This window comes from Sphingomonas sp. TREG-RG-20F-R18-01, assembly GCF_022662475.1.
Lineage (GTDB): Bacteria > Pseudomonadota > Alphaproteobacteria > Sphingomonadales > Sphingomonadaceae > Sphingomonas.
Genome location: NZ_JAKNQQ010000006.1, coordinates 1 through 24592, shown reverse-complemented (window position 1 = coordinate 24592; position 24592 = coordinate 1). Strand labels below are relative to the sequence as shown.

The 24592-nt window shown below is 66.1% G+C and carries 22 protein-coding genes and 2 tRNA genes; 21 read left to right on the top strand and 3 right to left on the bottom strand.

The window, feature by feature from the left end:
• Positions 1-13: 13 nt before the first annotated feature.
• Entirely contained in the window at positions 14-3067 is a 3054-nt protein-coding gene (locus L8K25_RS15820; protein WP_242139951.1) for a glycosyl hydrolase family 28-related protein, read from the top strand.
• Between the two features lie 13 nt (positions 3068-3080).
• On the top strand, positions 3081-3281 hold the full coding sequence (locus L8K25_RS15815) for a hypothetical protein (protein WP_242139950.1): 201 nt from the start codon (positions 3081-3083) through the stop codon (positions 3279-3281).
• Here L8K25_RS15815 and L8K25_RS15810 read toward each other — a convergent pair.
• Complete coding sequence (locus tag L8K25_RS15810; RefSeq protein ID WP_242139949.1) at positions 3252-3902, bottom strand: hypothetical protein; 651 nt, start codon at positions 3900-3902, stop codon at positions 3252-3254. The genes L8K25_RS15815 and L8K25_RS15810 overlap by 30 nt on opposite strands.
• 488 nt (positions 3903-4390) lie before the next feature.
• Here L8K25_RS15810 and L8K25_RS15805 point away from each other — a divergent pair.
• The 11 genes from L8K25_RS15805 to L8K25_RS15755 all read left to right on the top strand — a co-directional run bounded on the left by L8K25_RS15805 (position 4391) and on the right by L8K25_RS15755 (position 15818).
• Positions 4391-4464 (top strand) — tRNA-Gly (locus L8K25_RS15805).
• Between the two features lie 59 nt (positions 4465-4523).
• The gene (locus L8K25_RS15800) at positions 4524-5660 is read left to right on the top strand and encodes an FUSC family protein (protein WP_242139948.1); all 1137 of its coding nucleotides are present in this window, start codon (positions 4524-4526) and stop codon (positions 5658-5660) included.
• Between the two features lie 47 nt (positions 5661-5707).
• Positions 5708-6622: an acyl-CoA thioesterase II gene (locus L8K25_RS15795; RefSeq protein WP_242139947.1), complete on the top strand. Its 915-nt coding sequence runs from the start codon at positions 5708-5710 to the stop codon at positions 6620-6622.
• 143 nt (positions 6623-6765) lie between these two features.
• Positions 6766-8289, top strand: coding sequence for a porin (locus L8K25_RS15790; RefSeq protein WP_242139946.1), 1524 nt, complete (start codon positions 6766-6768; stop codon positions 8287-8289).
• A gap of 78 nt (positions 8290-8367) precedes the next feature.
• On the top strand, positions 8368-8877 hold the full coding sequence (locus tag L8K25_RS15785) for a MaoC family dehydratase (protein ID WP_242139945.1): 510 nt from the start codon (positions 8368-8370) through the stop codon (positions 8875-8877).
• A gap of 101 nt (positions 8878-8978) precedes the next feature.
• Positions 8979-10355, top strand: a complete 1377-nt coding sequence (locus L8K25_RS15780) for an MFS transporter (protein ID WP_242139944.1) — start codon at positions 8979-8981, stop codon at positions 10353-10355.
• Positions 10352-11728, top strand: coding sequence for an MmgE/PrpD family protein (locus L8K25_RS15775; RefSeq protein ID WP_242139943.1), 1377 nt, complete (start codon positions 10352-10354; stop codon positions 11726-11728). The genes L8K25_RS15780 and L8K25_RS15775 overlap by 4 nt, the downstream gene beginning before the upstream one ends.
• Before the next feature lie 19 nt (positions 11729-11747).
• Entirely contained in the window at positions 11748-12926 is a 1179-nt protein-coding gene (locus L8K25_RS15770; protein WP_242139942.1) for an acyl-CoA dehydrogenase family protein, read from the top strand.
• Positions 12923-14143, top strand: coding sequence for a CoA transferase (locus L8K25_RS15765; protein WP_242139941.1), 1221 nt, complete (start codon positions 12923-12925; stop codon positions 14141-14143). Before L8K25_RS15770 ends, L8K25_RS15765 begins: the two co-directional genes overlap by 4 nt.
• Positions 14144-14233: 90 nt before the next feature.
• Positions 14234-14977: a GntR family transcriptional regulator gene (locus tag L8K25_RS15760; RefSeq protein ID WP_242139940.1), complete on the top strand. Its 744-nt coding sequence runs from the start codon at positions 14234-14236 to the stop codon at positions 14975-14977.
• 13 nt (positions 14978-14990) lie between these two features.
• Positions 14991-15818: a CoA ester lyase gene (locus tag L8K25_RS15755; RefSeq protein ID WP_242139939.1), complete on the top strand. Its 828-nt coding sequence runs from the start codon at positions 14991-14993 to the stop codon at positions 15816-15818.
• Between the two features lie 75 nt (positions 15819-15893).
• Here L8K25_RS15755 and L8K25_RS15750 read toward each other — a convergent pair whose 3' ends face one another.
• Both L8K25_RS15750 and L8K25_RS15745 read right to left on the bottom strand, forming a co-directional pair.
• On the bottom strand, positions 15894-16208 hold the full coding sequence (locus tag L8K25_RS15750; protein ID WP_242139938.1) for a DUF2218 domain-containing protein: 315 nt from the start codon (positions 16206-16208) through the stop codon (positions 15894-15896).
• On the bottom strand, positions 16208-16732 hold the full coding sequence (locus tag L8K25_RS15745) for a PadR family transcriptional regulator (RefSeq protein ID WP_242140174.1): 525 nt from the start codon (positions 16730-16732) through the stop codon (positions 16208-16210). Before L8K25_RS15745 ends, L8K25_RS15750 begins: the two co-directional genes overlap by 1 nt.
• 175 nt (positions 16733-16907) lie before the next feature.
• Here L8K25_RS15745 and L8K25_RS15740 point away from each other — a divergent pair, with 175 nt between their 5' ends.
• From L8K25_RS15740 to L8K25_RS15705, 8 genes are all read left to right on the top strand, one after another.
• On the top strand, positions 16908-18221 hold the full coding sequence (locus L8K25_RS15740; RefSeq protein WP_242139937.1) for a replication-associated recombination protein A: 1314 nt from the start codon (positions 16908-16910) through the stop codon (positions 18219-18221).
• Between the two features lie 30 nt (positions 18222-18251).
• Positions 18252-19112, top strand: a complete 861-nt coding sequence (locus L8K25_RS15735; RefSeq protein ID WP_242139936.1) for a hypothetical protein — start codon at positions 18252-18254, stop codon at positions 19110-19112.
• A gap of 34 nt (positions 19113-19146) precedes the next feature.
• Positions 19147-19222 (top strand) — tRNA-Thr (locus L8K25_RS15730).
• 557 nt (positions 19223-19779) lie between these two features.
• Positions 19780-20469, top strand: a complete 690-nt coding sequence (locus tag L8K25_RS15725) for an endonuclease/exonuclease/phosphatase family protein (RefSeq protein ID WP_242139935.1) — start codon at positions 19780-19782, stop codon at positions 20467-20469.
• Entirely contained in the window at positions 20466-22769 is a 2304-nt protein-coding gene (locus L8K25_RS15720) for a patatin-like protein (protein WP_242139934.1), read from the top strand. The genes L8K25_RS15725 and L8K25_RS15720 overlap by 4 nt, the downstream gene beginning before the upstream one ends.
• Positions 22770-22808: 39 nt before the next feature.
• On the top strand, positions 22809-23159 hold the full coding sequence (locus tag L8K25_RS15715; protein WP_242139933.1) for a hypothetical protein: 351 nt from the start codon (positions 22809-22811) through the stop codon (positions 23157-23159).
• Complete coding sequence (gene pyrF, locus L8K25_RS15710; RefSeq protein ID WP_242139932.1) at positions 23156-23830, top strand: orotidine-5'-phosphate decarboxylase; 675 nt, start codon at positions 23156-23158, stop codon at positions 23828-23830. The genes L8K25_RS15715 and pyrF overlap by 4 nt, the downstream gene beginning before the upstream one ends.
• A gap of 93 nt (positions 23831-23923) precedes the next feature.
• Positions 23924-24562 (top strand): phosphoribosylanthranilate isomerase, encoded by a 639-nt coding sequence (locus tag L8K25_RS15705; RefSeq protein ID WP_242139931.1) that lies wholly within the window; start codon positions 23924-23926, stop codon positions 24560-24562.
• Positions 24563-24592: the final 30 nt, after the last annotated feature.

The window sequence follows — 24592 nt, the reverse complement described above, 5'->3', positions numbered from 1 at the left end:
TTGAGGATATGCCATGTCCGGCTGGTCGCTCCCGTTCCGCACGATGCTGCTCGCCTCGCTGAGCGCGATGGCGCTGCCGGCATGCGCCTCGACCTCCGTCTACCAGACCGCACCGCAAGACCCGCGTGCCGTCACGGTCGAAGGCGCGCGCGACGGTCGGGCGGACGACAGCGTTGCGCTGCAGCGCGCGATCGACGCGGCCGCCGCAAAAGGCGGGGGCGGAATCGTGTTCGTGCCGTCGGGCCGGTATCGCATCAGCCGGACGATCTTCCTCTGGCCAGGCGTGCGCGTGTTCGGGGTCGGCAAGACGCGCCCGGTGATCGTGCTGGGCGATGCGACCCCGGGGTTTCAGAAGAGCCTCGCCACCATGGTGATCTTCGCCGGAGCGAAACCCGGCGCGGTCGACACGGCGGCGGCGTATCGCACCCCCTTCCCCCCGCCCGGAAGCGTCCCGTTCAATCCCGATATCGCGGATGCCAATCCCGGCACCTTCTACCCCGCCCTGTCGAACGTCGATTTCGTGATCGGCAAAGGCAACCCCGCCGCGACGGCGATCCGCTTCCACGCCGCCCAGCACGCCTATCTCGCGCATATCGACTTCGCCATCGGCTCGGGTCTTGCCGGCCTCTACCAGGTCGCCAACCAGGCGGAAGACCTGCATTTCCACGGCGGACGCTATGGCATCCTGACCGAGAAACCCTCCCCCGCCTGGCAGTTCACGCTGCTCGACTCGACTTTCGAGGGCCAGCGCGAAGCGGGGATCCGCGAGCACGAGGCCAACCTGACGCTCGTCAACGTCGCGTTTCGCGACATGCCGGTCGCGATCGACATCGACCGCGGCTATGGCGACTGGCTGTGGGGCAAGGATGTCCGCTTCGATCGCATTGCCACGGCGGGCGTTACCATCAGCAACGAAAGCACCGTCTTTACCCAGATCGGGTTCGAAAATGCGGTTGCCCGTGCGACTCCGGTCTTCGCGCGCTTCCGCGACAGTGGCCGGCAGGTCGCTGGTTCGGGCGCCAGCTATCGGGTCGCGGCGTTCACCTACGGCCTCACGCTCCCCGCCTTGGGCACGACCGGCACCTACCAGACCGTCATGACCGCAGCGCCGATCGCGCGGCTTCCCGCACCGTCCCCGCCCGCGATCCGCCCGCTGCCGCCGACCGCCCGCTGGTCCAACGTCCGCACCCTCGGCGCCGCAGGCGACAACAAGACCGACGATACCGCAGCCATCCAGCGCGCGATCGATACGCATCGGACGGTCTATTTTCCGGCCGGGCGCTACGTCGTCACCGATACGCTGCGGCTCAAGCCCGACACGGTGCTGGTCGCGCTGCACCCGAGCCTGACCCAGATCATTCTCCCCGACGGGACACCCGCATTCCAGGGTGTGGGAAGCCCCAAGGCCCTGATCGAAAGCGCCAGCGGAGGCGATACGATCGTGTCCGGGCTCGGCCTGTTCACCGGCGGGATCAACCCGCGCGCGACCGCACTGCTGTGGATGGCGGGGGCCGGGTCGCTCGTCGAGGACGTCAAGTTCCAGGGTGGGCATGGGACGGATCTGGCGGACGGCACGCGCTTCGATCCGTATAATGCCAACCACACGGGCGACGCGGATCCCGCCAAACGCTGGGACGCCCAATATCCGAGCCTGTGGGTCACGCGCGGCGGTGGCGGGACCTTCGCCAATCTGTGGACCCCGGACACCTATGCCTCGGCCGGCATGCTGGTATCGGACACCGACACCCCCGGCCATGTCTACCAGATGTCGAGCGAGCATCACGTCCGCAGCGAGTTCGTGCTCGACCATGTCGCCAATTGGGAATTCCTCGCGCCGCAGACCGAGGAGGAAGCAGGCGAAAGCCAGGACGCGACCTCGTTCGAGATCCACGATTCGCGCGCCATCCTCATCGCCAATTATCACGCCTATCGCGTCACCCGCTCAATCAAGCCCGCGCCGGCGGCGGTGCGATTGTACGGGACCAACACGGTCCGCTTTCGCAACGTCCACGTCAACGCCGAGAGCGGGCTTGGCACTTGTGACGAGCAGGGCTGCGCAACCTATTTGCGGGCCAGCAAATTTCCCTACGAAAATGCGATCCAGGACATGGCCAGCGGCCTCCAGGTACGCGAACGCGAATTCGCCGTGCTCGACGTCGCCGGTCGTGCGGTTCCGGCTGCCGAAACAGGACCTTACGCAAACACCAGGGTAGAGCGGATCGCGGACGGTTTCTACGCCGCCGCCGGCGGGGCGATCGGTCCCGACGGATCGCTCTATTTCGTCGATCATGCGGCGCAACGCATCTATCACTGGGCACCGGAGCAAGGTCTCTCGATCGTCAGCGACGCGCCCCTGGACGCGGTCAACCTGGCGGTAGCGCGTTCCGGCGACCTGCTCGTCCTGTCGTCCGCGGGACGCAACGGCACGGTCTACAGCCTGACGCCGGATGCGCGGAACGGATCAATCACCACCATCGCCCCGACTCCCGCCGCCGACCATGAGACCGCCGCCACGGTCCTGCCGGTAAGCACCTGGACCAATGGTGAATTTAAGGATCAACTCGACCTCGAACGCTACACCTATCCGACGCTTGCCGACATGTACCGGCGCGACATGGCGCTCCCCAAGGCGCAGGCCTATGTCTCGCCCGACGGCAGCCTCGCGCTTCCCGCATACCGCACGTTCCAGCAAGGGCCGGCGACCTTCCGCGGCTGGCGCTTTTCGGACTCGCTGGACAGCTACGGGTTCGTCACTGCTCGGCCGGGCGAGCCGGTATGGGTCACCAACGGATCGGAAAACCGGACCTATCGCGGCCGCCTCGGCGCGCACGGCGCGGTCGTCGACCTCACCCCCTTCGCCGACCGCGGCGGAGAAAGCGTCACGACGGATGCGCACGGCCGCGTCTATGTCGCGAACGGCCAGGTCTTCGTCTACGGCCAGGACGGCACTCCGCTTGGACGGATCGATATTCCGGCCCGTCCACTGCAACTGTTGATCGGCGGCGGGGGCAAGACGCTGTTCGTGCTGACCCATCATGCTGTCTATCGCGTGGCGATTGCCGACTGACGTGCCGCAGGTGATGGACGGGATCGCCGACCAGATGATCGCCGCGCTGACCGGCCACGAGCTGAATACAACGCAGAGTATCATCGCGACATACATGCCTAACAACACGGCGATGGCGGCGAGGGCGGTCGCGATATTCTCGGCGCGCTCGGCGGATGCCAAGGATCGCCGGAAGCCTGCCGCGCTATTGCCTACAAAAGTCCGCAGCTTCTGAAATTAAGCGGTCGAGATATCTGATCAGCAATGTCGCGACCTCGACCGGACCTCCGTCTTTCAGATATTTTCCAAGGTGAACTTTAGGTGGATGGAATGCTTGCCCGGAACGATCATGCACTGTCTTCAAAACAATCTTAGATGGTGTAAATACGTTTAATACTGTCTTCCCATCCATCGAAGTTAGTTGTGGCAAGTTAGCAATACCTGGATGACCGCCTTCAAAGTAGTATGCTGCGCCAACGTTGTTGACGAAGGTATTGCCAAACTGATCCCGCATGATTGAGCTCGCCTCTGGTTCAGCTACACCTAAATACAGGTAACTCGGAGTGACCTCCGTACTTTCTTCAATCCCGTGCTCATCGTCATTTCTTGCTTCTGTGACGTATCGCAACAACGGGTCATGTTTACGATTTTTATTCTTATTTCCAAACCACTGCTTAGCTTGGGCTGATGACTTTGATACCTGCTCTAATGTGGTGTATATGCCTTTCGCAGCGTGAAGAAAGATGTACCAATGATCGGCGAAGTTTTCATAGGTAGTTGTCGATTCGAGCGCTTCCGAGCTCGATTTCGCGACGCGGTAGCGCCTTTTGGCTTTCTCAAGAGCTAATAGATTCATGCCTAATGCCGAACTAGAGAAATCGATACCCTCTCCGAAGCGGAGAGTGTAGCCCGGCGCAAGGCGGCATTGCGATATGCCCTGACGACCCTTCCAAAGCCCTAGCAGGCTATGCGGAAGGACAACAGCGAGTCACGCACAAAGAACCAATACCGCCTTCCTTTCTTGCCCGTTAGGCGGGCCGATACAGATACTGGTTTTCAGGCTAGCTATTCTTTCTAATTTGCTGCTCGGTCCACGATGTCCCAGTGATCAGCGCATTCGTCGGTCAGCTGCCATCCGCGATCATGCATCTCGCCGATCGTTTCTACCGGTCCGATCAAGGGGCGTCCGTTTCGCATCCCCCCGATCAGCGCAAAACCGCGCTTGTAGGACAGCGCAAATCGTCCGGCCGCGGCGGAAATTATTTTCGAAGTCTGAATTCAGACTGTCGGAACGTCTGAATGACAATTGACAACGGGCGAAAAACCACGGAAATACGCCGCATTGCGGGTGTAGCTCAATGGTAGAGCAGAAGCTTCCCAAGCTTACGACGAGGGTTCGATTCCCTTCACCCGCTCCAGCCGATCAGATCCGCTGCACGGTGAACCGCAGCCGGCGCGCTCCAGACGCAGCGCGGCCGTGGCGGCGGAACCGCTGCCTTTTTTCGCGGACCATAGCCTGACGATCGTGGCCCCCATTCGCAAAGCGCTCACCGCCAACGCCGCGAACCTGCGCCAGATTGCGCGGATCATGGTCGGGACGAGTGCGGCGTTCGCGGCGTACAAGGCGCTCGGTCTGCACGAGGGCTATTGGTCGGTCTTTACCGTGCTTATCGTCATGCAGGGGTCGATCGGCGGAACGCTCGGCGCGGCGACGGACCGGTTGCTCGGGACGCTGATCGGCGCGCTCTTGGGCGGGCTGGGGGCGGCGTTGCAACGGACCGCGACGATCGAGGTCGGGCTGGTTCTCGTGACGGTGACCGGCATCGCGGCGTTTGTCGCGGCCATCCGCCCGCGGTTGCGGATCGCGCCGGTGACCGCGGCGATCATGCTGCTCAGCGCGCCGCCCGGGGCATCCGTCCAGGATTTCGTGCGCGACCGGGTCATCGAGATCGGGATCGGCGGGATCATCGGCGTGCTGGCGTCGATGCTCGTCTTCCCGGCGCGGTCGCACGGTCTGGTCATCGCGCGGACGGTCGCGGTGCTCGGGCACGTCGCGCGCATGCTGCGGGAACAGGCGCGAGCACTCACGGCGGGAGAGGCGTTGCCGTCCTCCCCGGATCACGCCGCGCTCCGCCTCGCGCTGGGGAACGTCGAACTGGCGATGAAGGACGCCGATCGCGAACGTGCGTCGCGGCTTGCCGACCACCGCATCCCCGCCGCGGTCCCCCGGACGCTGTGGCGCGTCCGCAACGACCTCGTGCTGATCGGGCGCGCGCTCGACGAACCGCTGCCTAGTGCCGCAATGGCTGCGCTGGCGACCCCGGCGGGCGCGATGCTCGAAGCGCACGCGCTCCTTGCCGTCAATTGTGCGGTGGCGTTGACCGCCGGCACCACGGTCGACCGCGGCGAGGCTACCGCATCGTATCGCGGGTTCGGGCTGGCGCTCGATGCGTTCCGGGGCAGCGCCGCTGCGACCACGCTCGATTTTGAGGCGTCGGGGCGGGTCTTCGGCCTCGCCTTTGCCGCCGGGCGGCTTCATCGCGACCTGCTCGACCTGGCGGCGCGTGCCGACGAAATCGTACCCTCGAAGGTCCTTGCCGCCAACGTCGCGTGAGACCGCAAACACCTTGACCTGTCGCGCGCCGGCCCTAGCGCCGGGCGATGACCGACACCCCGCCCCCCGCCGATCTCGCCGCGACCGTCCTCGCGTTGCTCGATCTCGAACGGCTCGACACCAACCTCTATCGCGGTCCGCGCAAGCCCGGCACGACCGGACGTGTCTTTGGCGGGCAGGTCGTCGCGCAGGCGCTGATGGCGGCGCAACGCACGACCGATCCGACGACGCGCGTCCACAGCATGCACGCGTATTTCCTGCGGGCGGGCGACGAGACCCTGCCGATCATTTTCCAGGTCGAGCGCGATTTCGACGGAAAGAGCTTCGCCAATCGCCGCGTGACGGCGCTGCAGAATGGGCTCGCGTTGCTGACGCTGGCGGCATCGTTCCAGCGGCCCGAGCCCGGGCTGACGCATACGACGGCGATGCCGGTCGTGCCGCCACCCGAGAACCTGTTGCCGCTGGACGTTCTCGCGGACGACTATGCCGACCATTTTCCGGCGGCGGCAATCGCCTTCCTGCGCCGACCGAGCGCGTTCGAGATCCGCCCCTGTGCCACGCCCGCCTTCCTGCAGCGCGCCCCGGCCTCCGCCGTCTCGCATGTCTGGATCCGGTTGCGCGGCGCCGGTCCGCAAGACCCCGCCGTCGGGCGCGGGATTCTGGCCTATCTGTCCGATTATGCGCTGTTGAGTGCGTCGCTGATCCCGCACGGGATCAACATGTTCGACCATAGCATGCAGGTCGCGAGCCTCGACCATGCCGTGTGGTTCCATGACGATCCCCCGCTGGCGGACTGGCTCCTGTACAGCAGCCACAGCCCGTGGAGCGGCCATGGCCGCGGGATCGCGCGCGGCATGATCCACAGCCGCGACGGCCGGCTGATCGCGCACGTCGCCCAGGAGGGATTGATCCGGATGCGCCCCGATCTTGGCCCGCGAACGACCGTCCCCCACCTCCCCTGAGAACGCGAAGCGCTTGATCGAGGTTGTGAATTTGATTGACTTCTAATTTGTACGGACAATAAGGAGAGCCAACCGGACATGAGTCCGGATGGAAGAGCGAAGCCGCGCCAGACGGGCCCTTCCGCTGCCAAGAGGATGTCAGAATGCGTCATTCGTACGCCGCGATGCTGTGCGCGTCGCTCACCCTGTTTCCATCGACCGCCTTCGCGCAGTCCGCCAAACCCGCGGCGTCTCCCCTCGACACGGACACGTCGTACCAGACGATGCTCGCGCTGATCGACGAGATGGTCGCCAACAAGCTGGTCTCGCGCGAACGCGCTGATGCGTTGATCGCCACGGCTCGCAGGAAGGCGCAGACCGCCATCGCCACGGCCGCCCCGCCGCCCGCGGTCGCCGCCGTGCCGCCGCAAAGTCTGGCAGCGACACCCCCGGACCCCGGCGCCAAGGTCGCGCCCGTTGCGGTCAGTCAGCTGAAGACCACGGACTTGCCCGCCCCGCCATTGCCGGCGGATCTCGCGGTCGACTGGACCCGCGGCGCCCCGGTGCTGAGCAGCCGCGACGGGATGTTCTCGTTCAAGCCGCGCGGCCGCATTCTGGCGGACATCTCGTCCAGCACCGGATCGGCGTACGACCCGCGCAACATCACCGTATCGACGTTGCGGCAGTTCCGCTTCGGCGGCGTGGGGACGATCGGCAAGAACCTGTTCTACCAGTTCGAAGCGGACTTCCGACGCAATGCGGTCGAGGTCGTGCAGACGTTCGTCGGCTATCGCACCAAGTTCGGCAAGACGGACGCGGACATCCGCTTCGGCAACCTGATCACCGATCGCGGCATGGACATCGGCACGGCGGCAACCGCCAACCCGTTCATCACGACGAACATCAATACGACGGCGCTCGCCACCCAGGGCGGGCGCGTCTACCTGCTCGGCGTGGCGGCGCGCGCGGGCGGGGAGAATTGGCACGTCAGCGCCGCGGTGCACGGCGATGCGATCGACAGCGATTTCACGCGCGGCGACAATCGCATGTTCCTGACGCGCGCGCACTGGAACCCGATCCTGACCAAAAACGCGGTCGTCCACGTCGGCGGGTGGGTGTATGACGAGAATATTCCGGGCACCTCGCCGGCGACCACGGTCGTCCAGAACATGTCGGGGGCGATCAACAACAGCATCCGCGTCGAATCCGCCCCGCTGACCGGCGCGACCGGGTCGACCGCGTTCGGGCTGGAATTCGGCGGCACGCTCGGCAAGATCTATGCGTTCAGCGAATACGGTCAGCGCACCGTCCGCGGCGGACCGGGCGCGACCTTCGCCCACGCCAAGGTAAAGGCCCTGTCGGTCAACGGCGGCTGGTGGATCACGGGCGAGAAGCCGACCTACTCCTCGCGCAGCGGGACGTACCTTTCGCCGCATGTGAAGCATTCGATCCTCGACGGCGGGATCGGCGCGTTCGAACTGGTCGCGCGCTATGAGGACATGGACGCATCCGGCCTGCCGCTCGGCGGGACGGGCTGGGCCGGGACGGTCGGCCTCAACTGGTATCTCACCAACAACTTCCGCTTCATGGCGGACTATATCCATTACCGTACCGACAACCGGACCGGCAGCTTCCAGGGTCGCGACACCGGCGACACGCTCGCAGCCCGCGCCGAGGTGGCCTTCTAACATTCTGTTACAAAGCGGAGGTTGCCACCAAACCGCAACTTCGATAATGTCCGTACAAACGTTCAAAGGAGAGTCCCGTTGAGCCTTTCTGCCATCAAGGTCGGCGACCATCGCTACCGCGCCAGCTACGGCCGCTATGTCGAGGATTTCGCCGTCGGCGACATCTACGAGCATCGCCCCGGCCGCACGATCACCGACGCCGACAATATCCAGTTCTCGCTCATGACGATGAACGCGCATCCGATGCACTGCGACGCGCAATATGCCGCGAAGAGCGAGTTCGGGCGGCTGCTGGTCAACAGCGGGCTGACGCTTGCGATCGTGCTCGGCATGACGGTCAACGACGTCAGCGGCAAATCCCCGGCCAACCTCGGCTGGACCGATATCAAGCTGACGCACCCGGTGTTCGGCGGCGATACGCTGACCGCGGAGACCGAGGTGCTTGCGATCCGCGATTCCAAGTCGCGCCCGACGCAGGGGATTGTCACCACGCGGACCCGCGCCTTCAACCAGGATGGGGCGCAGATCATGGAATTCACGCGCAATTCGCTCGTCTACGAGCGTGGACACGCGCCCGACGACATCTGACCCGATGGCCGACGCGCCTCCTGCGCTCGGCCCCCTGAACGACGGCAACAGATCTTCGATCAAGAAGGCCCCGCCGGTTTCATCACGAGAGGTAGCCGAGAATGGCCGATCACCTTGCCGTCAACGCCGGATCCCGGCTCGACCGCCTTCCGATATCGCGGTTCCACTGGCGGATCCTCGCGCTGATCAGCGCGGGTGCGTTCCTGGATGCGTTCGACGTCTATCTGGCGGGCGGCGTGATCGCCGCGCTCAAGGCGGAGGGGTTCTCGACGCTCGCGCAGAGTGCGGTGTTCATGTCGATGACCTTCCTCGGCATGATGATCGGCGCCGGCATGGCCGGCTACATCGGCGATCGCTTCGGCCGGCGCGCGTCCTATCAGTTCAACCTCGCGCTGTTCGGGCTCGCGTCGGTCGCGGCGATCTTCTCGCCCACCATGACCTTCCTCATCGTCTGCCGCTTCGTCATGGGGATCGGGCTCGGCGCGGAACTCGTCGTCGCGGCGGGAACGCTCGGCGAGTTCATCCCCCCGGCGTTTCGTGGCCGCTGGGTCTCGATCATGGGCATGGTGGTCAATTCGGGGCTGCTGGTCGCGACGTCGATCGGCTACATCGTCATCCCGACCCTCGGCTGGCGCTATATGTTCGCGATCGCGGGCGCTGCCGCGCTGATCGTCTGGATCATGCGCAAGAAGATGCCGGAATCGCCGCGCTGGCTCGAATCGGTCGGCCGGTTCGAGGAGGCCGAGGCGACACTGACCGCGATCGAGCGCGAAGTCTCCGCGCAAAAAGGCCCGCTCCCCGCGCCGGCGCCCGCGCGTGCGATCGCAATGGTTCACGCCCCGTTGAAGGCCCTGTTCGGCCCCAAGCTGCGCAACCGCGTCATCGCCGCGACGCTTGCCGCGATTGCGGTCAACGTGTCGGTTTACGGCTTCGTCGCATGGCTCCCGACCTTCCTGGTCAGCCATGGCACCGGGATCGTCACGTCGCTCTGGTATACCACGCTGATGTCGTTCGGCAGCGTGTTCGGCGCGGTTATCGCGATCGGCATCGCCGACCGCATTTCGCGCCGCCTTTCGCTGATCCTGACGGCGGTCGCGATCATGCTGTTCGGCTTCCTCTACCCCAATGCCCAGGGGGACGTGATGGTCCCGCTTACCGGCTTCCTGCTGGTGTCGAGCATCTACACGCTCGTGACGCTCGCGCTGTTCGCCTATATCCCCGAGCTGTTCCCGACCGCCTACCGGTTGCGCGGCACCGGGTTCGCCGGGATGTGCGGGCGCGCCGCCTCGATGGTCACGCCCTATGCGACCGTCTTCCTGTTCGCCAACTTCGGGTTGCACGGCGTGCTCGGGATGGTCGGCGTGGTGCTGGTCGCCATGATCATCGCGGTCGGCCTGCTGCGGGTCGAGACGACCGGGCAGTCGCTCGACGAGGTGTCGGCGGATGAACTCGCCGCCGCCGGGGGTGCAACCGCATGACCTTGCTCTCCGCCACCTACGCGGCCTTCGCCAACGAACTGACGATCGACCGGGTGCCATCGACCGTGCTGGAGCGCGCGCGCCACCTGATCCTCGACGCGGTCGGCACCGGGATCGCCGCAATCGGCGCGCCCTGGGCGAACCGCGCCTTCGCCGCTGCCGAGGAACTGGGGCAAGGCACTGCCCCGGTGCTGGGCCACGGCCGCGCGCTCGCGCCGCGCGATGCGGCGATGCTCAACGGCATCCTGATGCACGGGCTGGATTACGACGACACCCACGCCGGCGGGATCATCCACGCGACCGTCAGCGCCTTCCCCACCGCGCTGGTCGCCGCGGACCGCGCCGACGCCTCGGGCGCGGATCTGCTGCTTGCCTATATCGCGGCGATGGAGGTCTCGACCCGCGTGGCGAGCGTATCGGGCGGCGCGTTCCACGGATTCGGCTTTCACCCGACCGGGCTGATCGGCGCGTTCGGATCGACCGTCGCGGCGGCGCGGCTGCTCGGGCTTGATCCGTCCCAGAGCGCGATGGCGCAAGGCATCGTCCTGTCGATGGCCGGCGGCAGCCTCGAGTTCCTCGAGGACGGGGCCTGGACCAAGCGGCTTCACCCTGGCTGGGCGGCGAGTTCGGCGATCACCGCGGCGACGCTCGCGAGGCACGGCTATGTCGGGCCGACCGCGGCCTATGAAGGGCGCTTCGGGTTGTACGCGCTGTATCTGCGCGATGCCGCCCCGGAGCACATCGCGCGCGCAACCGCCGGGTTGGGCGACGTGTGGGAAATCGACAATGTCGCGGTCAAGCCGCTGCCCGCCTGCCACATGACCCACGCCGCGATCGATGCCGCGATCTGGCTACGCCAGGAACACGGACTGCGCGGCGCGGACATCGCGGAGGTCACGGTCCTCGTGCCCGAAGCCGTGATCCCGATCGTATGCGAACCCGCCGCCCCCAAGCGCACGCCTGCGACCGGGTACGATGCGCAATTCTCCATCCCCTATACGGTGGCGACCGCGCTGCTCACCGGCAGCTTCACGCTAGACGCGCTCGATCCGGCCGCGTTGCGCGATCCCGCCGTGCGCGATCTCGCCGGGCGGGTCGCCTATGCGATCGACCCCGACACCGATTACCCCACGCACTTTACCGGCGAGGTGATCGTGCAAACCCGCGACGGCCGGACGCTGCGGCGGCGCGAGGGGGTCAATCGTGGCGCTGCCGACCGGCCGCTGAGCAACGCCGATATCAGCCGCAAGTTCGTGGAAAACGCCACCCGCACGATCGACGCACCACGCGCCGAGGCGATCCGCGCCGCGATCCTCGCGATCGACCAAAATCCTGCACGCACGCTGGCCGACGTGCTCGCCCACCGTCCCTGACCTTCAAGGAGCCTGTCCGATGAACATGGAAACCCCGCTCGCCGCCCCCGGCGCAATGACCGAAGAGGAAGCGATGATTCTCGATTCGATCGAGAAATTCCTTGTTACCGACGTGAAGCCGTTCGTGCACCAGCTCGAACATGACGACGAATATCCGCAGAAGATCGTCGATACGATGAAGGAAATGGGCCTGTTCGGCCTGATGATCGCACCGGAATACGGCGGGTTCGGCGTATCGACGCTGATCTACGCGCGGATCATCGAGCGGATCTCGACCGTGTGGATGTCGGTCGCTGGAATCATCAACAGCCACATGATCATGGCGATGACCGTCCAGCGCTGCGGCACGACCGAGCAGAAGGACTATTACCTCCCCAAATTCGCAACTGGCGAACTCCGCGGTGGGATCGGCCTGACCGAGCCCGATGCGGGCACCGACCTCCAGGCGATCCGGACCACCGCGGTCCGCGACGGCGACGACTATGTCGTCAACGGGTCCAAGATGTGGATCACCAATTCGGGATCGGGCAACACCATCCTGCTGCTGGTCAAGACCGATCCGACCGCCGAGCCGCGCCACAAGGGTATGAGCCTGCTGATCGCGGAGAAAGGCCCCGGCTTCATCGTGTCCAAGAAGCTCGGGAAGCTCGGGTACAAGGGCCTCGACAGCAACGCACTGACCTTCGACGACTATCGTGTCCCGGTCAGCCGCCTGATCGGCGGAGTCGAGGGCGTCGGGCTCAAGCAGGTGCTCGGCGGGCTCGAACTCGGGCGGATCAACGTCGCCGCGCGCGGGGTCGGCATCGCGCAGGCGGCGCTCGACGAGGCGGTCGCCTATTCGCAGACCCGCAAGACCTTCGGCAAGCCGATCTGCGAGCATCAGGCGATCCAGCTCAAGCTCGGCGAGATGACGACCCGCGTCTATGCCGCGCGCCTGCTCACCGAGAGCGCCGCGCGCGCCTATGACCTTGGCCAGCGCTGCGACATGGAAGCGGGGATGGCGAAATATTATGCCACCGAAGCAGGCCTGGAAAACGCGATCGAAGCGATGCGGATCTTCGGCGGTTACGGCTATTCGACCGAATATAACGTCGAACGGCTGTACCGCGACGCGCCGCTGCTCACCATCGGCGAGGGCACCAACGAGATGCAGCGGATCATCATCGCCAAGCAGATCATCGCACGGAACCCGGTATGACCCAGCCCGCTTCCACCATGTCCGGCAACCAGCCGCTTGCTGGCCTGCGGATCGTCGCGGTCGAGCAATATGGGGCGGGTCCGTTCGGCACGCAGCAGCTCGCCGACCTGGGCGCCGAGGTCATCAAGATCGAGAACCACAAGGATGGCGGCGATATCGGTCGCCACGTCGGGCCCTATTTCTTCGGGCCCGGCGACAGCCACTTCTACGAATCGCTCAACCGCAACAAGCGCAGCCTCGGGCTCGACCTCAAGAGCCTCGAGGGACGCGCGGTGCTCGAAAAGCTCGTCGCGGAATCCGACGTAGTATTCAACAATCTGCGCGGCGACCTGCCGGTCAAGCTCGGGCTCGATTATGCCGCTTTGTCCAAGGCGAACCCGGCGATCGCCTGCGTCCATCTGTCGGCGTACGGGCGCACCGGCAGCCGCGCGGCGTGGCCGGGCTATGATTACCTGATGCAGGCGGAGGCAGGCTATCTGTCGCTCACCGGCGAACCGGGCACGCCGCCGTCGCGCTTCGGGCTGTCGATCGTCGACTTCATGACCGGCACCACCGCCGCGCTCGCCATCCTCGCGGGCGTCGTCTCGGCGCGCGCGAGCGGGGTCGGGCGCGATCTGGACGTCAGCCTGTTCGACGTCGCGCTCGGCAACCTCAACTATGTCGCCGAATGGTATCTCAACGGCGGCGTGAAAGTGGAGCGCACCGCTCGCTCGAGCCATCCGTCGTTGACCCCGAGCCAGCTCTACACGACGGCGGATGGCTGGATCTTCGTCATGTGCAACAAGGAGAAGTTCTGGCAGACGCTGACCGTGCTGATCGAGCGGCCCGAATGGGCGGAGGATCCGCGCTACGCGACCTTCGCCGACCGGCTTGCCAACCGGCCCGCGTTCAATGCCGATCTCGACGCGGTGCTGGCGACGCGAACAACCGCGGCGTGGATGGAACGGTTCGCCGGGCGTGTCCCCGCCGCGCCGGTGCTCGACGTCGCGCAGGCGCTCGACAACCCGTATCTGGCCGAAGCCGACCGGATTCTCGATTTCCAGCATCCCGAACATGGCCCCCTCCCCGGCATCGCCTCGTCGATCCGCGCGGGCGGCGCCACGCATCCAACGGTTGCGGCACCGACCCTTGGCCAGGATACCGACGACATTCTTGCGAAGCTCGGCTATGCCGCGGCCGAAGTCGCGGACCTGCGGGATCGCGCGGTCATCCGCTGACCGGGATGGTTACCGCGCGCTACCGTCCCTTGCGGTGCGGGGCATTGTCCGTATCATCGGGCAAAGCCTCTTATCCGCAATGGACCGTCCATGCCGCCAATCCGCCAGCAACCGCGCTATCTGCAACTCGCGCAGACGCTGATCAGCGAGATCGAGGAGGGGCATTATCCGGTCGGCGCGCTGATGCCGACCGAATTCGAACTGTGCGACCAGTTCGGCGCGAGCCGCTTTACCGTGCGCGAGGCGATCAAGCGGCTGGTCCAGCAGGGCATGGTCAGCCGCCAGGCGGGGGTCGGCACGCGCGTGCTCGGCCTGCCGCGCCCCACTGGCTATCGCCAGGTCATGGAAGGGCTGTCGGACCTGCAGCAATATACGCAGGAGACGACGCTCACGATCCTCGAACGGCGGACGGTCGACATTGCCGGCGCGCTCGCCGTGCAGCTGGGCGCGACCGCGGGACAGACTTGGCTGCACCTGCGCGCCTTGCGGCGGGCGGACGGCAGTCGGCCGATTTCCTATTCGGACGTCTACATCCACCCCGCCTTCCGCAGCCTGAAGCTTGCCAATGAGGTGGGCGACGTGCCGATCTTCAAGCGGATCGAGGAACAGTTCGGCGAACAGATCGCCGAGGTCCGCCAGCAGATCGAGGCCGTGCCGATCGCCGCCGCGGTTGCCCGGTTGCTGGAGGCCAAGACCTCCTCCGCCGGCCTGCGGCTGACGCGCAGCTACCTCAACGGCCGCGGCGAAGTCGTCGAGATGGCGATCAATACGCACCCGGCCGATCGCTACAGTTATTCCCAGACCTTCCGCCGGGAGCAAAATCCCGGTCCTTGAAAGACCCGACGCCATGATCACCGCCCCCGCCCGCAGCATCCTGTTCGTTCCCGGCGATCGCCCCGAACGCTTTGACAAGGCCCGGGCGAGCGGTGCCGATCTGGTGGTGATCGACCTCGAGGACGCGGTGCTGCCCGAACGCAAGGCCGCGGCGCGCGAAGTGATCCACGATGCGCTCGCCGGGCTAAGCGATCCACGCTTCGTGGTCCGGGTCAACAGCCTGGATACCGAGTGGCACGCCGAGGATGTCCGCGCGCTTGCTGGCTTGTCCGGTGTCGCCGGGCTGATGCTGCCCAAGACCGAACGCGCCGGCGACTTGTCCGCGCTGCAGGCGGCCGCGCGGGGCAAGCCGCTGCATGCACTGGTCGAGACGGTCGCGGGCGTGCTCAACCTGGCGCAGTTGGTGACCGCGCCGGGCCTGGTGCGCCTGTCGTTCGGTACGGTGGATTTCCAGGCCGATGCCGGGATCGACGGCGATGCCGCCGAACTCGACGCGATCCGTACGCAGATGGTCCTGCACTCGCGCGCCGCCGGGCTCGACGCGCCCGTCGATGGCGTTTCGACCGACCTGTCGGACGACGCGGCGCTCGCCCGCGATACCGACCACGCCCGCCGGTTCGGCTTTGGCGGCAAGCTGTGCGTCCATCCGCGGCAGGTCGCGGTGGTCAATGCCGCGTTCCTCCCGTCCGACGCGGACGTCGCCTGGGCGCAGCGCGTGATCGCCGCGATCGACGGCGCGTTCGGCGCGGTGGCGGTCGATGGCAAGCTGATCGACAAGCCGGTGGTGGATCGCGCGAAACGCCTGGTCGCGATGCACCGGCGCTACGCCACGGTCGACTGACCCTGGTTCAGTCCGGTCGCATCGACGGCCACCACCCGAGCGCCTGCGGGGTGTCGGGTCCTGCGCTCGGGGCAATTACCGCCACGCGTACGCGAGCGGACCCTCGCGGAAGGCGAACCGGTCGACGTGGCGCACGACCGCATCCTTCAGACCGTCGAGCTGATCGGGCGCGGTTGCGTCGATCCGGATCGTCAGCAGGTCGGCCGTCGCGTCGAACGTCACGGTTGCATCCCCGGGGAACGACGCACCTCGCGCGTCCTTGGGAACGGCCACGGTGCCATGGTCCGCGGTAAAGGCGACCGACAGATGATGCGCCCAATGCTTGCATGTCTGTTGCAGATATCTGGCGGCATGCGCGGTCGGGACCTGCGCGATGGCGGACAACGCCATCACAGTCGCTCGATCTTTTGCGCAGCGTCATCGATCAGCGCGACGACCTGATGGACCGTCTCGATCGCCACGTCCTCGCTGCGCAATTTGTGCAGCAGCACTTCACGTAAATTGCCCATCGCGCGGCGCACCGATGCGCTGTCGGTGCGCGCCCGCTCGGCCCCGACTTCGGCCAGCCGCGCCATCAGCGCCGCGACCAGTTCGGCGTTTTCGGCAAGATGCTGCGCGCCGGTGTCGGTCACCGCGTACAGCTTCTTGGCGCCCTCCGCCTGGCGTGCGGCGATCAGGTCCATGTCATCGAGCAGGGTCAACGTCGGATAGACCACCCCCGGGCTGGGCGCATAGGCTCCGCCGGTCAATTCCTCGATGCTACGGATCAGATCGTAGCCATGGCGAGGCTCATCCGCGATCAGCTTGAGCAGGACCAGGCGCAATTCGCCGCCGTCGAACATGCGACGTCCCCGCGGCCCGCCCCGCCCCTCGGGATGATCGCGTCCGCCAAAACCGCGAGGCCCCCCGCGCATCGTCGCCATGGCTGCACCGCGGCCACCGCCATGCCGGTGGTGGCATCCATGGCCACCGTGCTGTTCAAATCCAGTCATATCGTTTTTCCTATCTGAGATGCCACTAAGATATATCTTTTAGGCGCGACTGCAAGGCCGCACGTGCAAATTTCGGGAACACTCCTATCTTCAGGCGATGGCCGACCTTTTTGCCGCGTTCGATCCCCCTGCCCCGGAGCCCGTCGCAGCCTCCGCCCCGCTGGCAGATCGGCTACGCCCGACCACGCTCGCCGAAGTCGTCGGGCAGGACCACATCACTGGTCCCGAGGGCGCGATCGGCCGGATGGTCGCGGCGGGCCGGCTGTCTTCGATGATCCTGTGGGGCCCGCCCGGCACCGGCAAGACGACGATCGCGCGCTTGCTGGCGGATGCCGTTGGTTTGCGCTTCATGGCAATCTCTGCGGTTTTTTCGGGCGTGGCGGACCTGAAGAAGGCGTTCGCCGAGGCGCGCGACCATGCCCGGATCGGCAAGCGGACATTGCTGTTCGTCGACGAGATCCATCGGTTCAATCGTGCGCAGCAGGATGGCTTCCTGCCGTATGTCGAGGACGGTACGGTCACGCTCGTCGGGGCAACGACGGAAAACCCGTCGTTCGAACTCAACGCCGCCGTCCTCAGCCGGGCGCAGGTGCTGATCCTCCACCGCCTGGACCATGCCGCGCTCGGGCACTTGCTCGATCGCGCGGAGCAGGCCGAGGGACGCCCCCTGCCGCTGACACGCGAAGCGCGCGACGCGATGATCGCGAGCGCGGATGGCGACGGCCGCTTCCTGCTGAACCAGTCGGAAACGCTGTTCGCCGTGAACCTTCCTGCCGCGCTCGATCCGGCCGGCCTGTCCGCCTTTCTGCAGCGGCGCGTGGCGGTGTACGACAAGGATCGCGAGGGGCATTACAACCTCATTTCCGCCCTGCACAAAGCCGTGCGCGGATCCGACCCGCAAGCCGCGCTTTATTATCTGGCGCGCATGCTCACCGCCGGAGAAGAGCCGCTGTATCTGCTCCGTCGGATGATCCGCATGGCGGTCGAGGACATCGGCCTCGCCGATCCGGGGGCGCTGACCCAATGCCTGGCCGCGAAGGACGCGTATGACTTCCTGGGGTCGCCCGAGGGCGAGCTCGCGATCGCACAGGCCTGTATCTATCTCGCGACCGCCCCCAAATCGAACGCGGCCTACAAGGCGCAGAAGGCTGCGTGGACGTCGGCCCGCGAAACCGGTTCGCTGATGCCGCCGGAGAACATCCTGAATGCCCCGACCAAGCTGATGAAGGACATCGGCTATGGCAAGGGCTATGCGTATGATCACGATACGGCGGAAGGGTTTTCGGGCTCGAACTACTGGCCGACCGGGATGGAGCCGCAAACGTTCTACAAGCCGACCGAGCGCGGGATGGAAAAACGGATCGCCGAGCGCATGGCCTGGTGGGCGAGCCTGAAGGCAGGCGATGCCTGAGCGACCTGCGTTCGAGCGTTCTGCGTCCACGTGACCCCGACCCATTTCACCCGATTTGCCGCGATCGACTGGTCCGGCGCCAAAGGCGCGCGCCATCCCGGCATTGCGCTCGCGGTCTGTGCGACGGGCGATGCGGCCCCCGTGCTGGTCGACCCGCCGCGCGGCGTATGGTCGCGAACCGATATTCTGCACTGGTTGCACGCACAGGCGCGCGAGCCGTTGCTCGTCGGGTTCGATTTCAGCTTTGCGGCGCCGTTCGTCGAACGCGGCGCCTATCTGCCGGGGGAAACCGCGGCGACCGACCCGCGCGCGCTCTGGGCCTATGTCGATCGGAACAGCGCCGATCCCGACCTCGGCGCGGCATCGTTTCTGGAGGCACGACGCGGGCAGCATTTCTATCTTGGCGCGGCCGATGGGGCAAAGGTGCGCTTCATGCACTACCGTCGCTGCGAAGCGCATTTCAACGCGAACGGTGGGGGCAAGCCATCGACCGTCTATGACGCGATCGGCGCGGCGCAGGTCGCCAAGGCAAGCTTCGCGGGCATGCGCCTGCTGCATCATCTCGATCCCGCCATTCCGGTCTGGCCGATCGATGCGCCGCCACGCGACGGGGCCTGCGTCGTCGAAATCTACACCACGATCGCCGCGCGCGCAGCCGGCCTGCGCAAGGGGCTGAGCAAGCTCCGCGACGGCGCGGCGCTGGACGTGGCGCTGGCGCAGGTCGGCAGCGCCCCGCATACGCCGCTGGACCGCTATACCGACCACGCCACCGACGCGATCCTGACCGCCGCCTGGCTGCGCACCCACGCGCGACGCGACGATTTCTGGCATCCGGCGGCCATGACCGATCAGATCGCGCGTACCGAGGGCTGGACCTTCGGCGTCACTTGACGCATGGAATGCGCGCGAGGGTGTGATCCTCCACGCCGGTTTAGCTCAGCTGGTAGAGCAGCGGTTTTGTAAACCGAAGGTCGCGGGTTCGATTCCTGCAACCGGCACCATTTCCTTGCATGACGCCGCGCACCGCGTCCCGCATCAGCTCGTGGTACTGCGGAACGCGTTTGATCAGGATGCCGTCTCGACGCCGCCTGTCAGATGCCAGCCATCCTCTTCGCGTACCATGCGACGACCACAGCCCTTGCAGACGGTATACCGCTTGCCGTCGTTCCACCGCACCCTGTGGCCGTTGCGATAATGATATCCGAACAGACATTTGATCCGTTGCACGAAATACATAGTGACCCTCACCCCTGCCCGGGACGATCTTACACTATTTAAAGTATCCACGTCGATATGCTGGATAACCGTTCCTTGACGTTTCGTCCCATCTTCACGGTCGATTCTGTCCTGGCGACGATCAAGCCCGCCGGATCGCTGCGCACAGACGATGGACGAAAATAACCGTATAGTCATCAGGATGACGGGACTTCGATGACCGTAACCGCCGAGCGCAGGACGGTTCGCGCGGATGATCGGCTGCGGGCATCGGCAGAAAGATCGCCGCCGCAAACCACGCACATGATTGCATGATCCGCCGATCCGCCCGATAGGCGGTCGCGTGATCAAGGTTGTCAGCTACAACATGCACAAGGGAATCGGTCTGGATCGCCGTCGCGACCCGCGGCGTATTCTCGACGTGCTGTGCGAGATCGATGGCGATGTCATCGCGTTGCAGGAAGCAGACCTGCGGTATGGCACGAAGGCGGCAGTGATCCCGCACCGCCTGCTGGAGGATCATTCGCCCTGGCGTGCCGTCCAGTTGCACGATCGGGCGAGCATGGGGTGGCACGGCAATGCCTTGCTCACGCGCAAGGGGAGTGAAGTCCTCGGCAGCGCCGCGCTCCATATCCCGGCGCTTGAACCCCGTGGCGCGATCCGGGTGGATGTGTCGATCGACGCGACCCCGATTCGCGTGTTCGGCATGCACCTCGATCTTTCGGGCTTGTGGCGACGCCGGCAGGCGCGCGCGATCCTGACGCATGCCGACGATTGCGCGCCGCCGATGCCGACCGTGATGATGGGCGATCTGAACGAATGGACCCCGAACGGCGGATGCCTGCATGACTTCCGCCGCGAATTCGCGATCGCACCGACCGGCCCGAGCTTTCACGCACGCCGCGCGATCGGGCGGCTCGACCGAATCATGACCCGGGGTTTTCGCGTGCGCGACTGCGGTGTCCACAACAGCGCACTTGCGCGCAAGGCATCCGACCACCTGCCGATCTGGGCGCTGATCGAACCGTTATGACGCGCGACAAGGAGCTTCGTCTCGCGCTCGTGTGCTACGGCGGGATCAGCCTTGCGGTCTATATGCATGGGATCACCAAGGAGATCTGGCGCCTGGCGCGCGCAAGCCAGGCGTTCCATGCCAGCCCGGCCGCCGCCGAACCGCGATCCGGCAGCGCCGAAATCTACCTCGCCTTGCTGGCCGAGATCGAAGCGGTGACCGGAACACGGCTTCGCGTGCTGATCGACATCATTGCCGGCGCGAGCGCGGGCGGCATCAACGGCGTGTTTCTCGGTCAGGCGATCAGCACGGGGCAAAGCCTGGAACCCCTGACGCAACTCTGGCTCGACTCGGCGGACATAGAAGCGCTGGTCGACGAGAAACAGGCTCCGGCAACCCGCTTCTCCAAGGCCTGGGCGTTGCCGCTCGCATGGGTCGCGGCACGCAGTACGGACGGTGTCGAAGCCACGGTCGAAAGCGGCGCGCGGGACGAGGTCCGCGCGAAGCTGTCGCACTTCATCCGCTCCCGGTGGTTCGAGCCGCCCTTCGGCGGGGAACGCTTTACCGGGCTGATCCTCGATGCACTCACCGCCATGACGGCGGCGCCGCGTACGCCGCGCCTGCTCCCGCCCGGACAACCGCTCGACCTGTTCGTGACCGTAACCGACTTTCGCGGACATCCCGAACGGCTGACGCTGCATTCGCCGCCCGAAGTGCTGGAAACCGAACACCGCGTCATCGTGCCGTTCACGGATCACGGCACCGATTGCGAGACCCTCGCCGATCCCGCCGAACTCGCATTTGCCGCGCGCGCGACATCGTGTTTCCCCGGGGCCTTTCCACCCTTCATGGTGGGCGAGCTCGACCGGGTCCTCGAACGGCGCGAAGTCCACTGGCCCGGACGGGAGGCATTCCTGAAGCGCATCCTGCCGCGCCAATATGCCGCGAATGCCGCCGAGTCCGCCGTGCTGATCGATGGATCCGTCCTCAACAATGCGCCGTTCGGTCCGGCGATCGAGGCGTTGCGCGAACGCCCTGCCCAGCGCCAGGTCGATCGGCGCTTCGTCTATATCGATCCGCACCCCCGCGGCAGTTTCGGGTTCGCGGCGTCCGGCACCAAAACCCCCGGCTTCTTTCAGACGATCATCGGGGCGATGTCGGAATTGCCGCGCCAGCAACCGATCCGGGACAATCTCGACGAGATCGCCGACCGCTCGCGTCGGATCGAGCGGATGCGTTCGATCATCGCCGGTATCCGGCCCGAAGTGGAGAAACAGGTCGAGGCGCTCTTCGGCTATACGTTGTTCCTCGATTCGCCGACGCCGGTGCGGCTGGCGGCATGGCGCCAACGCGCGCAGACCGCGGCGGCAAAGGCTTCGGGCTATGCCTATGCCGCGTACGGGCATCTCAAGATTACCGGGGTGGTGGAAACCATCGCCGCCCTGCTCGACGGCGCCGGCGGGGAGACGGGTCAGCAACGCGCGGACCGAGTCCGCCGTCTCATCGACGAAGCCGTTGCGCTTCAGGGATTCGACGAACTGAGGCCCGGCTTTGCCGGCGGCGCCGGCCAGCGGACGATCACGTTCCTGCGCACCTTCGATCTGGGCTTCCGCTTGCGACGCCTGCGGCTGCTGGCGCGGCGGATCACCGAGCTCGAGGGCGCGCACCCCGAGACCGAACTCGGTGCGATCCGAGAAGCGGTCTACGCCAGCCTGTCGGCATACCTCGAATGCAAGCGGACCGACCGTTACGCTACGTTGCGGCGGGACGTGCGGCTGTTGCGCAGCGATGCGCGCCCGCTGCTCGACAAGCTGGGCGGCGTAATGGGGTTGCAGGCGCTGGACACGGCGACCGAAGCGCGCCTGGCGGCGGCGTTCGCCGGCCTGTCGCGCGACGTGAAGCGCACGATCCTGCTGACGTATCTGGGGTTCCCGTATTTTGACGTCGCGACGCTGCCGCTGCTGCAGGGCGAGGGTCTCGATGAGTTCGACCCGATCAAGGTCGACCGCATCGCCCCCGACGACGCGACGTCGATCCGGTCCGGCGGGGCGGAGGCGACGCTGAAGGGCATCCAGTTCAACAGCTTCGGCGCGTTCTTCAGCCGTGCCTATCGCGAAAACGACTATCTCTGGGGCAGGCTGCACGGCGCCGAGCGGATGATCGACATCCTGCTGTCGACGCTCGACCCCGACCAGCGGCTGAAACCGGGGCGCAATGCCGCGATCAAACGCGCCGCTTTTCTGGCCATCCTCGACGAGGAAGCCGACCGGCTGACGACGATCCCCGGCCTGTTTGAGACGCTGCGCCGCGAAATCGGCTGAGTCTGGTCAAGCGGCGCGGTTTTGAGTAGCCTTGCGCCCATGCAATTCCTCAAAATCCTCTTCTGGTGCCTGCTCGCCTTCATTGCGGCGGTGTTTACCGTGGCCAATTGGACGAGTGTCGCGATCCGCCTGTGGGGCGGCATGGAAGCGCTGGTCAATCTGCCGGTCCTGCTGCTCGTGACCTTTCTTGCCGGATTGCTGCCGACCCTCGCCTGGCATTCGACGCTGCGCTGGCGGCTCCGCGCCCGGCTGGCGAACGCCGAGCGTACGCTGGCGGACATGCGGACCGCCATGGCGCCGCCGCTGCCGCCAGCCACGATGGCGCCGGGCGCACCGCGGGCGTCGTCCGACCTTACCCCCTCAGCGTCCGACAGCGGAGTAGTGCTGTGACCAATCGCCTGTATGTCGCGCTCGACACCCCGGATCTGGCGAAGGCACATGCGATGGCCAGGCGCGTCCGCCATCATGTCGGCGGGATCAAGCTCGGCCTCGAATTTTTCCTCGCCAACGGTCAGCCCGGGGTGCGCAGCATGGCCGAACATGGCCTGCCGATCTTCCTCGACCTCAAGCTGCACGACATTCCCAACACGGTGGCCAAGGCGATCATGGCGCTGCACGGGCTCGATCCCGCGATCCTGACGGTTCATGCCGCCGGTGGCCGTGCCATGCTCGAGGATGCCAAAGCCGCGGCGCCGACCGGGACAAAGGTGGTCGCGGTGACGACGCTGACCAGCCTCGATACCAGCGATCTCGCCTCGATCGGCGTGCCCAGCAGTCCGCATGATCAGGTCCTGCGACTGACCGACCTCGCGCGGGAAGCCGGGATCGATGGCGTCGTCTGTTCGGGCGCGGAAGTCGGGGCGGCGCATGCGCTGTGGCCGAAGGGCTTTTTCGTCGTCCCCGGAGTCCGACCGCAAGACGGGCCGGTGGGCGACCAGAAGCGCGTCGTCACGCCCCGCGCCGCGCTGGACGCCGGCGCATCGATCCTCGTCGTGGGGCGCCCGATCACCCAGGCCGAGAACCCTGACATGGCCGCGCGCGAGATCGAAGCGACGCTCTGAACGCCCCCCCGGTGCGGCGATGCGCGTTTTTCGATGGTTAAGCCTTGCGTGATATCGCTTGCGCCTATGTCGACGAGCCGCAAGGACGGTTGCATGCCTGTTTCTGCCAAGATCTGCGGGCTTTCCACGCCCGAAACGCTCGATGCCGCCATCGCTGGCGGTGCGAGCCACGTCGGGTTGGTGTTCTTCCCGCCCTCCCCGCGTCACGTCGGCCGCGACCGCGCGGCCCAACTTGCGGCGCGGGTGCCGCAGCGCGTCGCGCGCGTCGGCGTGTTCGTGAACCCCGATGATCCAACGCTCGATTCGGCGATCGAGGCCGGCAAGCTTGCGGTGCTGCAACTCCATCAGACGTCGCCCGAGCGCGCCGCCGCGATCAAGGCGCGGACCGGACTGGAGCTGTGGGCGGCGGTGGCGGTGCGGACCCGGGCCGATCTCGAGGGCGCGCTGCCCTACCAGGGCATCGCCGACCGCATCCTGTTCGACGCAAAGACGCCGCCGGGTGCCGCGTTGCCGGGAGGCATGGGGGTTCGGTTCGACTGGACCCTTCTGCACGGCTTCCGCCACGCGCTCCCGTGGGCGCTGTCGGGCGGGCTCGACGCCGTCAACGTAGGCGAGGCGGTGCGTGGCACCGGGGCGACCCTGGTAGACGTCTCGTCGGGCCTGGAGAGCGCACCGGGCATCAAGGATCCGGCCAAGATCGGTGCCTTCCTCGGCGCCGTGGCGATGTGCTGAAACCGGCGCCGCGTGATGCGCGGCGCGGTA